The organism is Streptomyces sp. NPDC093586 (genome assembly GCF_044764905.1).
Taxonomy (GTDB): Bacteria; Actinomycetota; Actinomycetes; order Streptomycetales; family Streptomycetaceae; genus Streptomyces.
In genome coordinates this window covers 274,396-287,830 of the sequence record NZ_JBIWJA010000003.1, presented here as the reverse complement: position 1 = coordinate 287,830, position 13,435 = coordinate 274,396, and the positions used below count along the sequence as shown (strand labels likewise).

Genomic DNA, 13,435 nt, shown 5'->3' with positions numbered 1-13,435 from the left:
GGACGAGTCGGGCACGAGGAGGCACTCCATGCGCGGAGCCACGCACGCCACATGGGCCGCATGCGCGGCGGTGGCAGTCCTCGCCGTGACGGCCTGCGGCGGCGGGGGCGGTGACGGCGGCTCGGGCGGCGGTGCCGTGCTCAGCTCCTCCTGGGGCGACCCGCAGAACCCGCTGGAACCGGCCAACACCAACGAGGTGCAGGGCGGCAAGGTCCTCGACATGATCTTCCGGGGGCTGAAGAAGTACGACCCCGGGACCGGCGAGGCGAAGGACATGCTCGCCGAGCGGATCGAGACGTCGGACTCGCAGAACTACACCATCACCGTCAAGGACGGCTGGACCTTCAGCAACGGCGAGAAGGTGACCGCCCGGTCCTTCGTGGACGCCTGGAACTACGGCGCGAGCCTGAAGAACAACCAGCGCAACGCGTACTTCTTCGCCTACATCGACGGCTACGACAAGGTGCACCCCGAGGACGGCGGCAAGCAGAGCGCCGACGCGCTCTCCGGACTGAAGGTCACCGGCCCCCGCACCTTCACGGTCAGGCTCAGCCAGAAGTTCTCGACCTTCCCCGACACCCTCGGCTACCCGGCCTTCGCCCCGCTGCCCAGGGCCTTCTTCGACGACCACGCCGCCTGGCTGAAGAAACCGGTCGGCAACGGGCCGTACCGGGTCGACAACTACACCCGCGGCTCCCAGATGTCCCTGCGCACCTGGGACAAGTACCCCGGCCCGGACAAGGCCGTCAACGGCGGCGTCGACCTGAAGGTCTACACCGACAACAACACCGCCTACACCGACCTGTTGGCCGGCAACCTCGACCTCGCCGACGACATCCCCGCCGCCCAGCTCAAGAACGTCGGGAAGGACCTCGGCGACCGGTACATCAACACCCCCGCCGGCATCCTCCAGACCCTCGCCTTCCCGTACTACGACAAGAACTGGAACAAGCCAGGCTCCGAGAAGGTCCGCACGGGCCTGTCCATGGCGATCGACCGCAAGCAGATCACCGACACGATCTTCCGGAAGACCCGCACCCCGGCCACCGACTGGACCTCGCCGGTCCTCGGCGCGGACGGCGGCTACAAGGCCGGTCTGTGCGGGAAGGCCTGCGCGTACGACCCCGGGCAGGCCAAGAAGCTGATCAAGGAGGGCGGCGGCCTGCCCGGCGGCCAGGTCAAGATCACCTACAACGCCGACACCGGCTCCCACGGACAGTGGGTCGACGCCGTCTGCAACTCCATCAACAACGCCCTGGGCAACGACCGCGCCTGCGTCGGCAACCCGGTCGGCACCTTCGCCGACTTCCGCAACCAGATCACCGGCAAGAAGATGAGCGGCCCCTTCCGCGCCGGCTGGCAGATGGACTACCCGCTCATCCAGAACTTCCTCCAGCCGCTCTACTACACCAACGCCTCCTCCAACGACGGCAAGTGGTCGAACGAGGAGTTCGACGGCCTCGTCGACCGGGCGAACGGCGAGTCCGACACCGCCAAGGCCGTCCAGTCCTTCCAGCGGGCCGAGGAGGTCGTGCGGGACAACATGGCCGCCATCCCGCTCTGGTACCAGAACGGCAGCGCCGGCTACTCGCAGCGGCTGTCCGACGTCCGGCTCAACCCCTTCAGCGTCCCCGTCTACAACGAGATCAAGGTCAGCTGAGGAGGCGTCATGGGACGGTACGTCGTCCGGCGGCTGCTCCAGATGATCCCGGTCTTCATCGGGGCCACGCTGCTGATCTTCCTGATGGTCAACGTGATGGGCGACCCCATCGCGGGCCTGTGCGGCGACCGGGAGTGCGACCCGGCGACCGCGGCCCAGCTGAGAAGGGAGTTCGGCCTCGACAAGCCCGTGTGGCGGCAATACCTCACCTACATGGGCAACGTCTTCACCGGTGACTTCGGCACCGCCTTCAACGGTCAGCCGGTCACCGAGCTGATGGGGACGGCGTTCCCGGTCACCATCCGGCTGACCGTCGTGGCGATCGTCTTCGAGATCGTCGTCGGCATCACGCTCGGCGTCGTCACCGGCCTGCGCCGCGGACGCCCCGTCGACACCGGGGTGCTGCTGCTCACCCTCGTCGTCATCTCGGTCCCCACCTTCGTCACCGGCCTGCTGCTCCAGCTCCTGCTCGGCGTGAAATGGGGCTGGATCGACCCGGCGGTCTCCACGGCGGCCCCCTTCGACGAACTGATCCTCCCCGGCCTGGTCCTCGCCTCGGTGTCCCTGGCGTACGTCACCCGGCTCACCCGCACCTCCATCGCCGAGAACCGGCGCTCCGACTACGTCCGCACGGCCATCGCCAAGGGCCTGCCCCGGCGCCGGGTCATCGTCCGGCACCTGCTGCGCAACTCCCTCATCCCGGTCGTCACCTTCATCGGCACCGACATCGGCGCCCTGATGGGCGGCGCCATCGTCACCGAGCGGATCTTCAACATCCACGGTGTCGGCTACCAGCTCTACCAGGGCATCCTGCGCCAGAACACGCAGACCGTCGTCGGCTTCGTCACCGTCCTGGTCCTGGTCTTCCTGGTCGCCAACCTCGTCGTCGACCTCCTGTACGCCGTACTCGACCCGAGGATCCGCTATGTCTGACGACCCCTACGAGCCCGAGCGCGCCATCGCCGCCACCGGCACGGGCGCGACGATGGACCTCGGCACCGGCGAGGCCGTCACCCTGGAGAAGCCCCCGGAGAGCCCCGGCGGCCCCCGCCCCCAGGAGCCGGACCCGTCGGCCGCCGCCGGCACACGGGCCCGCAGCCTGTGGTCCGACGCCTGGCACGACCTGCGCCGCAACCCCGTCTTCATCATCTCCGCCCTGGTCATCCTCTTCCTGATCGTGATCTCCATCCGGCCGTCCCTGATCGCCTCCGGCAACCCCCTCGCGTGCGACCTGGCCAAGGCCCAGGAGGGCTCCCAGCCCGGCCATCCCTTCGGCTTCAACGGCCAGGGCTGCGACGTCTACACCCGCACCGTTTATGGCGCCCGCACATCGGTGGAGGTCGGCGTCCTCGCCACCCTCGGGGTCGCCGTCCTCGGCAGCGTCCTCGGCGGACTCGCCGGGTACTTCGGCGGGGTGGGGGACGCGGTCCTGTCCCGGATCACCGACGTCTTCTTCGCGATCCCCGTCGTCCTCGGCGGCCTGGTGCTGCTCTCCGTCATCACCAGCAACACCGTCTGGCCGGTCATCGGCTTCATCGTGCTGCTCGGCTGGCCGCAGATCTCCCGCATCGCCCGCGGCTCCGTCATCACCGCCAAACAGAACGACTACGTCCAGGCCGCCCGCGCCCTCGGCGCCTCCCACTCCCGCCTCCTGCTGCGGCACATCGCGCCCAACGCCGTCGCCCCCGTCATCGTCGTGGCCACCATCGCGCTCGGCACCTACATCTCCCTGGAGGCGACCCTGTCCTTCCTCGGCGTCGGCCTGAAGCCGCCCAGCGTCTCCTGGGGCATCGACATCTCCGCCGCCGCCCCCTACGTCCGCAACGCCCCGCACGCGCTGCTCTGGCCCTCCGGCGCCCTGGCCGTCACCGTCCTCGCGTTCATCATGCTCGGCGACGCGGTGCGCGACGCCCTCGACCCGAAGCTGAGGTGAGCCGCCGCCATGCTGCTCGAAGTACGCGACCTGCACGTGGAGTTCCACACCCGGGACGGCGTCGCCAAGGCCGTCAACGGCGTCGGCTACGCCGTGGACGCCGGCGAGACCCTGGCCGTCCTCGGCGAGTCCGGCTCCGGCAAGTCCGTCACCGCCCAGGCGGTCATGGGCATCCTCGACGTCCCGCCCGGCCGGATCACCGCGGGTGAGGTCCTCTTCGAGGGCCGGGACCTGCTGAAGCTGAAGGAGCCGGAACGCCGCAGGGTCCGCGGCGCCGAGATGGCGATGATCTTCCAGGACGCGCTGTCGTCGCTGAACCCCGTCCTCACCGTCGGCGACCAGCTCGCGGAGATGTTCACCGTGCACCGGGGCATGTCCCGCAAGGACGCCCGCGCCAAGGCCGTCGAGCTGATGGACCGGGTCCGCATCCCCGCCGCCGGGGAGCGGGTGAGGCAGTACCCGCACCAGTTCTCCGGCGGCATGCGCCAGCGCATCATGATCGCGATGGCGATGGCCCTCGAACCCAAGCTGATCATCGCCGACGAGCCGACCACCGCCCTCGACGTCACCGTCCAGGCCCAGGTCATGGACCTCCTCGCGGAACTCCAGCGCGAGTACCGCATGGGGTTGATCCTCATCACCCACGACCTGGGCGTGGTCGCCGACGTCGCCGACAAGATCGCCGTGATGTACGCGGGCCGGATCGTGGAGACCGCGTCCGTCCACGACGTCTACAAGGCCCCCGCGCACCCGTACACCCGCGGCCTGCTGGAGTCGATCCCGCGCCTGGACCAGAAGGGCCGGGAGCTCTACGCCATCAAGGGCCTGCCGCCCAGCCTCACGCACATCCCGCCCGGCTGCGCCTTCCACCCCCGCTGCCCGATGGCCCAGGACGTCTGCCGCACCGACGTACCGCCGCTGTACGACGTGACGCAGCCGGAGTGGAACGGCGCGGAACGCGGGAGCGCCTGCCACTTCTGGAGGGAGTGCCTGCATGGCTGAGGCCACCGAACCGCTCCTCGAGGTCCGCGGCCTCGTCAAGCACTACCCGCTGACCTCCGGCATCCTCTTCAAGAAGCACGTCGGCGCGGTCAAGGCGGTCGACGGCGTGGACTTCGACCTCGCCCGCGGCGAGACCCTGGGCATCGTCGGCGAGTCCGGCTGCGGCAAGTCCACGGTCGCCAAGATGCTGGTCAACCTGGAGAGGCCGACGGCGGGGGAGATCCGCTACAAGGGCGAGGACATCACCCGCCTCACGGGCAGGGCCCTCAAGGCCGTGCGCCGCAACATCCAAATGGTCTTCCAGGACCCGTACACCTCCCTCAACCCCCGGATGACGGTGGGCGACATCATCGGGGAGGCCTACGACATCCACCCGGAGGTGGCCCCGAAGGGGGACCGGCGCAGGCGGGTCCAGCACCTGCTGGACGTGGTCGGCCTCAACCCGGAGTACATCAACCGCTACCCCCACCAGTTCTCCGGGGGACAGCGCCAGCGCATCGGCATCGCCCGCGGACTCGCCCTGCGCCCGGAGATCATCGTCGCGGACGAACCGGTCTCCGCCCTCGACGTCTCGGTCCAGGCGCAGGTCGTCAACCTGATGGGCCGGCTCCAGGACGAGTTCGACCTCTCGTACGTCTTCATCGCCCACGACCTGTCCATCGTCCGGCACATCTCGGACCGGGTGGGCGTGATGTACCTGGGCCGCATCGTGGAGACCGGCCGCGACGCCGAGATCTACGACCACCCCACGCACCCCTACACCCAGGCACTGCTGTCCGCCGTGCCCGTGCCCGACCCGGAGGCCCGGGAACACCGCGAGCGGATCATCCTGTCCGGTGACGTGCCCTCCCCGACGAACATCCCCTCCGGCTGCCGCTTCCGCACCCGTTGCTGGAAGGCCCGGGAGCGGTGTGCCCTGGAGGTGCCGGCGCTGGCGGTGCCCGCCGGGTTCCGGGACGCCCCGGGCCCCGCCGCGCACGACTCGGCCTGTCACTTCGCCGAGGAGAAGCGAGTGGTGCCGACCGGGGCGGGCGGCGGGGGAGACGGCAGCGGGCCGGGGTGACATGGCGCTCCCCGGCCCGCTCACGGCACCCGCACGGCCGTACGACACTCAGTCTCGCGCGTCCGTATATCGGTGCCGCTTCGGTGAAGTTGCCCGCGTGTTACGGCGGTTTGCCCCCTACGGGTGGCGCTGCGGCAGCGACCTCTTCAGGAAGTCCACCTGGAGCAGCAGCAGGTTCTCGGCGACCGACTCCTGCGGGGTCATGTGCGTGACGCCGGACAGCGGCAGCACCTCGTGCGGGCGTCCGGCCGCCAGCAGGGCCGAGGACAGGCGCAGGGAGTGCGCGACCACCACGTTGTCGTCCGCCAGTCCGTGGATGATCATCATCGGGCGGTGCGGCTCGGCGGCGTCGACCAGGCCCGCGTCGTCGATCACCGAGTTGCGGCGGTAGACCTCCGGCTGCTCGTCCGGGTGACCGACGTAGCGCTCCTGGTAGTGGGTGTCGTACAGCCGCAGGTCCGTCACCGGGGCGCCCACGATCGCCGCGTGGAAGACGTCCGGCCGGCGCAGTGCCGCCAGTGCCGCCAGATAGCCGCCGAAGGACCAGCCGCGGACGGCGACCCGGTCCAGGTCGAGCGGGAAGTCGGCGGCGAGGGCCTGGAGCGCGTCGACCTGGTCCTGGACGACGACCGCGGCCACGTCGTCCTTGATGGCCTTCTCCCAGGCGGGCGAGCGCCCCGGCGTGCCCCGCCCGTCGGCGACGACCACCGCGAAGCCCTGGTCGGCGAACCACTGGGAGGTGAGGTGCGCGTTGTGCGCGGCCACCACGCGCTGGCCGTGCGGACCGCCGTAGGGGTCCAGGAGCACCGGGAGGGGGGTGTCACCGTGGTAGTCCGTCGGCATAAGCACGGCGCACGGGACACGGCGTGCGCCCCCCTGGGTGAGCGTCACGCGCGGGGACAGACCGGGGTGTTCGGCGTACGAGGCGACGGTCGCCACCGCCTTCCCGTCCCGCAGGACCTGAGCCCGGGCCCCCGGCCGGTCGAGCGTCGCGGAGACGAGAACGGTCACGCCCCCGGCGCGCACCGCCGCGTGCACGCCGGGCTCCTGCGAGACGCGCTCCACACCGAGCTCGTTCACCCGGTACACGTGGACCTCGCCGGTCTCCGCGTCCGCCGCGGCCTCGCCCGCCGACGCGGAGACCAGCACGTCGTCCTCCGACACGTCCAGCACCGCCCGCAGGTGCAACTGCGCCCCGGTGAGCGGCCGGTCGCCGACCGCCAGCACCCGCGCCCCGCCCTCGTCTGCGATCCGCACCAGCTGCCCGGACGGGCTCCAGCAGGGCACACCGGGGAAGAGTTCCAGCCAAATCGGATCTTCGTCGGCGTGCACCATCCGGGTCGCCCCGGACGCGGTGTCCACGGCCAGGAACAGCTGGCTGCGCTGGTCGCGCGCCTGTACGAGGAGCAGTGGCGCACCCGCCGCCGACCAGTGCACCCGTGCCAGGTACGGGTACCGCGCCCGGTCCCAGAGGACCTCCGTGCGCTCCCCGTCCAGGCCGACCGCGAACAGTCGTACGTCCGCGTTGGGGGTGCCCGCCGCCGGGTACGGGATGTGTTGTGGATCACGCCCGGGGTGGGCCGGGTCGGAGATCCACCACCGTCTGACCGGCGTGTCGTCCACCCGTGCGACCAGCAGCCGGTCGGATTCCGGGCCCCACCAGAAGCCCCGCGTCCGCCCCATCTCCTCGGCGGCGATGAACTCGGCGAGGCCGTAGGAGACGCCCTCGGCGTCCGGCTCGGCCAGCACCCTGTCCCCGTCCCCCTCGGCGCCCACCACGCGCAGGGCGCCCCGGGCGACGTAGGCGACGTGCCGTCCGTCGGGGGAGGGGCGGGGGTCGACCACCGGGCCGGGAACGGGGAGTTCGCGGGCCGTCCCCGCGCGCAGCTCGGCCGTGAAGAGCCGCCCCGACAGGGCGAAGGAGGCCAGCTCGACGGCCGCGTCGGTGGCGTAGCCGACGATGCCGGCGCCGCCCTCGCGGCTGCGCTCGCGCCGCGCCCTCTCCTCGGCCGACAGGTGCTCCTCCGCGCCGCCCAGGAGGGCGCGCGGGTCGGCGGCGACGCGCTCCCCGCCGTCCGCGACATCGAGGACCCACAGGGAACCGGCCCGGTCCGTACCGGAACCGGAGCGAAGGAAGGCGACCCGTGAACCGTCGGGTGCCACGGTGAACGAACGCGGCGCGCCGAGCGTGAACCGCTGGGTGCGGGCGTGCCGTCTGGGGAAGGAGTCGGACTCGGTCGTCATGCCCTGACCATATTGGCCATGCGCCCCCTTGTGCGGCCGTGCGCCGATCGATGCGCGCGTACGGATAGTTATGATCACTAGCGCATAGTGGGTATCAACTCGGTGCCCGCTGCGTGGATTTATCTGTTCCTGTGGTTCCAAGTGTGACGAAGTGTTCCGATAGTCCGACCGCGTCCGACCTTCCCATGTCCCTGGGTTCTTTGGAGGTGAGCCGCCGTGGCACTCTCGATTTCGGCGGTGGTGCTGCTGGCGATCATCGTCTTCCTGCTGGTCAAGAAGTCAGGACTGAAAGCCGGCCATGCGATCGTCTGCATGCTGCTCGGCTTCTACCTGGCCTCTTCGACCGTCGCGCCCACGATCAGTGAGGTGACGACGAACATCGCGGGGATGATCGGAAGCATCAAGTTCTGACGGCCGGCCGCGCCTTCGAGTGACCGGGGTCACTCGCTTCTCGGTCGGTGTCGTGGTTCCGCGAGCCGCGTCAAGGGCGCTCCCTGCGGTCGCGTCGCCTTCGGCGATGGCCCTGCGGGCCGCCCTTGACCCGGCTCGCTCCACCACGGGTGAGAAGCGAGCGATCCGGAAGGACGGGTGGCCGAACCGGGTTCACGGGCAACCGCCCGACGCGGCCCGGCACCGACGGCACGCGCTCGCACTTCACCGGCACGCCGGGCGGCCTCGGTGGCTACCGGTGGGTGGGTGGGGGTTTCAGCGGCTACCGGTGGGGGCGCGGTGACTCCTGCGGTGCGGTGGCGCGGTGACCTCGATTGTTCCGGTGGCGCGGTGATTCCGGTTGCTCTGGTTGCTCCGTGGCCCCGGCGGCGGCGTACCACCTCGGCCTGATGGCGGACGCACCGCTTGGGCCCGATGGCTGCGCACTGCCTGGGCCCGATGGCCGCACCACACATCCCCTCGGGGATCGAACGGCCGACACCCAGACGACGATTGGAGCGTTTGTCCCGTCCCGGACGCGACGTTCTGCAGGCGGACAGGGCACGGGCGGGCGAGAGATGGGACAAACGCTCCAATCCGCCCTCCTCGCCACTCTCCCCACCCCACCCCGCCCCACTGCTTCGAAGTGAACCACTCACGCACCGCAAGCCGCCGAGCCGACCCGGCGTGCTTGCGAGACGCGGACGCGCCCCGGCGCGCCGGGGTGGTACGCAGCCGACCCGAGGGACGTCACCGGTCGGCCACCGCTTTCCCCGGGCCGCCCGCTCGCTTCTCACCCGTGGTGGAGCGAGCCGGGTCAAGGGTGGCCCGCAGGGCCATCGCCGAAGGCGACGCGACCGCAGGGAGCGCCCTTGACGCGGCTCGCGGAACCACGACACTGACCAAGAAGCGGGCGGCCCCACGGCCACGTGAAAGCAGGGCTCCCCGCGCCGCCCCGGACGTCCCCGCCGTGCCACCCGAAAGGAATCCGCCCACGGCGAGGCGGCCACCGCCACGGAGGCCACCGCCACGGAGGCCACCGCCACGGAGGCCACCGCCGCGGAGTGGACGATTCCCGCGGACGGTCTCCCGCGTTACGGGGACAGGGGCGCCGCCTCATAGGGTGGTCCCATGACGGATCTCCCCGCCCGGCGTCTGCTGCTGGTGCACGCGCACCCGGACGACGAGTCGATCAACAACGGCGCCACCATGGCCAGGTACGCGGCCGAGGGCGCGCACGTGACCCTGGTGACCTGCACCCTCGGCGAGCGGGGCGAGGTCATCCCGCCCGGGCTCGCGCACCTGACCGGAGCCGCCCTGGGCGGGCACCGCAGGGGCGAGCTGGCCGAGGCGATGCGCGCGCTCGGCGTCGACGACGTCCGGCTGCTCGGCGGGCCCGGCCGGTACGCCGACTCCGGGATGATGGGCCTGCCCGACAACGACGACCCCGGCTGCCTCTGGCAGGCGGACCTCGACCAGGCCGCGGCCCTCCTCGTCGAGGTGATCCGCGAGGTACGCCCCCAGGTCCTCGTCACGTACGACCCCGACGGCGGCTACGGCCACCCCGACCACATCCAGGCCCACCGCATCGCCATGCGCGCCGTGGAGCTGGCGGCCGAGGCGGGCTGTCCGGTCGCCAAGGTCTACTGGAACCGCGTGCCGCGCACCGTCGCCGAGGACGCCTTCGCCCGGCTCCGCGAGGACCTGCCCGGCCTGGCGTTCGAGAAGGCGGCCGGTGTCGAGGACGTACCGGGTGTCGTGGACGACGAGCGGATCACCACCGAGATCCGCGCCGAGGGCACCCCGTACGCCGCCGCCAAGGCCGCGGCCATGCGCGCGCACGCCACGCAGATCACCGTGGACGGGCCGTACTTCGTCCTCTCCAACGAACTGGCCCAGCCGATCTTCACCACGGAGTACTACGAACTGGTGCGCGGCGAGCGGGCCGGTGACGGGGGCGGGCGCGAGAGCGACCTGTTCGCCGGTACCGAGGCCGGGGAGACGTCGTGAGCGGGCGCGGCGAGCCGACGGCCTCCGCCCTGGCCCAGCCGCTGCGGCCGCCGTCCCCCGGGCGGGCCGCCCTCTACCTCGGGCTCCTCGTCCTCGGTGCGGTGACCGGCGTGGCGGGAGCACTCGTGCAGTCGGCCTGGTTCCCGGGAGGGCTGCTGCTCGCGCTGGCCGCCGAGGCGGGACTGTGTCTCGGTGCCGGGCGGGCCGTGGGCCGTCGCGGCGGGGCCGTGGCACCCGCCGTCGGCTGGGCGGTCGCCGTGGTGCTGCTCACCGCCAGCCGTCCGGAGGGGGACTTCGTCTTCGCCGCTGGCGCCGGCTCGTACCTCTTCCTGCTCGGCGGCATCGCCGTCGCTGTGATGTGCGCCACCCTTGCCCCGGTGCGGCAACCGGACGGCGACGGCGCCCGACTTGGCAAATGACGTACTGCTTCGCCGTGGCACGGGCGTGCGCGTCCGGTGTGGGTTTCCCCGGCAGTCGTGGGATACGCGTGAGAAGTGGCCAGTATGGTGGTGCGCGCCGCCGAGCCGCCCGCTTACTGGTGTGCCGGGCGGCGGAGCCAACCGGGAGAACCTGCCTTGAGTCGTGAAACTGACAGTCCGTCCTCCGGGCCCAACGGGCGCGGTGGAGCCGCGTACCCGTCGGGCACCCCGCCCTACGGGACCCCCGTGGCTTCCGGCGCCGGTGCGGACGCGGGCCGTTCGGCCTCGCGGCCGGAGGAACGCAAGACCGAGACGACGCTGACGACCCGGATCCGGATCAACATCCCCGGGTCGCGGCCCATTCCGCCGGTCGTCGTGCGCAAGCCCGTCGCGGACGCCGAGAGCGACGCCGCCGACACGGAGGCGACCGAGCACCCCGTGCCGGGCGCCACCGCGCCCACGGGCACCGTCGAGGCTCCCGCCGGGCCCGCGCAGCCGGCCGAGGAGAAGCAGACCAGCGACTGGTTCGCGCCCCGCAAGTCCGCGACGGGCAAGGGCGGTCAGGCCGGCGGCTCCACCAACGGCGCCGGTCTGCCCGGCGGTTCCGGAGCCGGTGCCGCCGGTCCGGGTGCGGGCCCGGGGCCGGTGTCCCCGGGCGCCGGTACGGCCGGCGGCGCGCGACCGGGCGGCGGGAACGGCCGCCCCGGTGGCGTGGTCGGCTCCATGGGCGCGCCGGGCGGTTCCCGACCTGGTTCCACCAACGGCGCCGGCCTGCCCGGCGCGACCGGCGGACCCGTGGCGCCCGGACACGGTGGTGGCACCGGTTCCTTCGACGTGACCGAGGCGCTGGCGGCGGGACCGCTCGCCGGCAACGGGACGCGCCCGGGCGGCAACGGCACCGCCGGGCCGGGCCGTGACGACCTGCCGTTCTCCCCGGAGGGCGGGCGCGGCGAGCGGAGCGTCTTCGACGGACTCGACGGGCAGAACGGGCAGAGCGCCCAGAACGGTCAGGGCATCCAGAACGGTCAGGGTGGCCGGAACCGGCAGAACGGGAAGCCCGCCTTCGGCGGTCCCCAGGCGCCGACGGGCCCGACGACCGGCCCGGTCACCGGGGACGGTCCGCCGGTTCCCCCGCTCGGCGGGCCGGGCGCACCGGTACGGCCCGGCGGCCCCGGCGCGCCCGACGGACAGCGCGGCCCCGCCCCCACCGGCCCGCGCGGCCCCGCCCCCACCGGCCCGCGCGGCTCCGGTGACCCCGGCGGCTCCGCCGTACCGGGTGCCCCGGGCGGACCGGGTGCCCCGGGCGGACCGGGCGGACCGGCCGGGCTCCAGGGCCCCGGCCACGGTCCCGGCACCGCACGCCCCGGTGGCGGGCTGAGCGACGACACCGCGATCCTCACCCCGCAGCGGCCCGCTCCGGAACCGCCGGGCGGCCCCCGCTTCGGCAACCCGGACAACGTCTCCGGGAACACCGTCACCAGCGGCATCCCCGTCGTACCGGGTGACCGCGACACCCCGTTCCCCGGCGGCGCGCCCTCCAGCGGACCGCACACGCCCCCGAAGGCGCCCGAACCGGCCCCCGCGGCCCCGGCGAGCTCCGCCAAGCCGGCCGCCAGGAAGAAGGGCCGGAAGAAGCTCCCGCTGCTCGTCGGCGGCCTGATCGTCGTCGCCGGTGGTGCCTACGGCGCCGGCCTGCTGATGAACCACTCCGACGTGCCCAAGGGCACCACCGTGCTCGGCGTCGACATCGGCGGCGGCACGCGCGACGACGCCGTCGAGAAGCTGGACGCCGCCCTCGGCGCCCGGGTGAACAAGCCGCTGAAGCTCACGGTGGGCGGCGACACGGTCTCCCTGAAGCCGGACCAGGCGGGGCTCCAGTTCGACACCCAGGCCACGGCCAGTGCGGCGGCGACCAGCGACTACAACCCGGTCTCCGTGATCGGCTCGCTCTTCGGCAACCACCGCGTCGTCGACCCGGTGATGCCCGTCGACGAGGAGAAGCTGCACGCCGCCCTCCAGGACGCGGCGGGCGGCGCCGGCTCGATGACCGAGGGCACCATCAAGTTCCAGTCCGGCAAGGCCGTCCCGGTGTACGGCAAGGCAGGCAGGAGCATCGACGTCGCCAGGTCCACCGAGGCGGTGGAGAAGGCCTACCGCACCCAGGTGGAGACCGGTACGTTCACCGCAGTGAACGTACCGACGACCACCCGGCAGCCCACGGTCTCCGACGCCGAGGTCGACCGGATGATGAAGGAGTTCGCCGAGCCGGCGATGTCGGGCCTGGTCACGGTCCGCACCGACGCAGCGCACTCGGTCCCGATGAGTCCCGAGAAGTCGCTGTGGAAGTTCCTCGCCGTCAAGCCGCAGAACGGCAAGCTGGTCGAGTACTACGACCAGGCCGCCCTGAAGGAGCTGTACGGCGACACCTTCGACGGCGTGCTCATCACCCGCGCCACCGGCCAGAAGACCCCGGTCACCGTCCAGGACGTGATCGGCGCCCTGCGCCCGGCGCTGAAGAGCACCACCAACCGCGTCGGGATCATCGACACCGACCCCAGCTGACGCGCGACCGGCACGACGAGGGGGGCACCCGGCGGACACCGGGTGCCCCCCTCGTCATGTGGCGGCAGCCCCGGGGCCCGCGCCCGTATGACATCTGTCATCCGCCACCCGGG

Annotated in this window: 10 protein-coding genes; 9 read left to right on the top strand and 1 reads right to left on the bottom strand. The window is 72.2% G+C overall.

Features of this window, described 5'->3' with window-relative positions; translation table 11 throughout:
• Positions 1-28: 28 nt before the first annotated feature.
• The 5 genes from ACIRFH_RS05310 to ACIRFH_RS05290 are packed head-to-tail and all read left to right on the top strand — an operon-like array spanning position 29 to position 5,658.
• Complete coding sequence (locus tag ACIRFH_RS05310; RefSeq protein ID WP_403517199.1) at positions 29-1,660, top strand: ABC transporter substrate-binding protein; 1,632 nt, start codon at positions 29-31, stop codon at positions 1,658-1,660.
• Between the two features lie 9 nt (positions 1,661-1,669).
• Positions 1,670-2,593 carry an ABC transporter permease gene (locus ACIRFH_RS05305; protein WP_403517198.1) on the top strand — a complete coding sequence of 308 codons (924 nt, stop codon included), beginning with the start codon at positions 1,670-1,672 and terminating at the stop codon, positions 2,591-2,593.
• Positions 2,586-3,593, top strand: a complete 1,008-nt coding sequence (locus tag ACIRFH_RS05300; RefSeq protein WP_403517197.1) for an ABC transporter permease — start codon at positions 2,586-2,588, stop codon at positions 3,591-3,593. Before ACIRFH_RS05305 ends, ACIRFH_RS05300 begins: the two co-directional genes overlap by 8 nt.
• A 9-nt stretch (positions 3,594-3,602) precedes the next feature.
• Positions 3,603-4,595 carry an ABC transporter ATP-binding protein gene (locus ACIRFH_RS05295; RefSeq protein WP_403517196.1) on the top strand — a complete coding sequence of 331 codons (993 nt, stop codon included), beginning with the start codon at positions 3,603-3,605 and terminating at the stop codon, positions 4,593-4,595.
• Complete coding sequence (locus ACIRFH_RS05290) at positions 4,588-5,658, top strand: ABC transporter ATP-binding protein (protein WP_403517195.1); 1,071 nt, start codon at positions 4,588-4,590, stop codon at positions 5,656-5,658. The genes ACIRFH_RS05295 and ACIRFH_RS05290 overlap by 8 nt, the downstream gene beginning before the upstream one ends.
• Positions 5,659-5,775: 117 nt before the next feature.
• Here ACIRFH_RS05290 and ACIRFH_RS05285 read toward each other — a convergent pair whose 3' ends face one another.
• Positions 5,776-7,902 carry a prolyl oligopeptidase family serine peptidase gene (locus ACIRFH_RS05285; RefSeq protein WP_403517194.1) on the bottom strand — a complete coding sequence of 709 codons (2,127 nt, stop codon included), beginning with the start codon at positions 7,900-7,902 and terminating at the stop codon, positions 5,776-5,778.
• Positions 7,903-8,118: 216 nt separating this feature from the next.
• Here ACIRFH_RS05285 and ACIRFH_RS05280 point away from each other — a divergent pair, with 216 nt between their 5' ends.
• From ACIRFH_RS05280 to ACIRFH_RS05265, 4 genes are all read left to right on the top strand, one after another.
• On the top strand, positions 8,119-8,313 hold the full coding sequence (locus ACIRFH_RS05280; RefSeq protein WP_403517193.1) for a hypothetical protein: 195 nt from the start codon (positions 8,119-8,121) through the stop codon (positions 8,311-8,313).
• A gap of 1,149 nt (positions 8,314-9,462) precedes the next feature.
• Positions 9,463-10,341, top strand: a complete 879-nt coding sequence (gene mshB, locus ACIRFH_RS05275; RefSeq protein WP_403517192.1) for an N-acetyl-1-D-myo-inositol-2-amino-2-deoxy-alpha-D-glucopyranoside deacetylase — start codon at positions 9,463-9,465, stop codon at positions 10,339-10,341.
• Complete coding sequence (locus ACIRFH_RS05270; protein WP_403517191.1) at positions 10,338-10,760, top strand: DUF6113 family protein; 423 nt, start codon at positions 10,338-10,340, stop codon at positions 10,758-10,760. Before mshB ends, ACIRFH_RS05270 begins: the two co-directional genes overlap by 4 nt.
• Positions 10,761-10,916: 156 nt before the next feature.
• Positions 10,917-13,322: a hypothetical protein gene (locus ACIRFH_RS05265; protein ID WP_403517190.1), complete on the top strand. Its 2,406-nt coding sequence runs from the start codon at positions 10,917-10,919 to the stop codon at positions 13,320-13,322.
• Positions 13,323-13,435 lie beyond the last annotated feature (113 nt).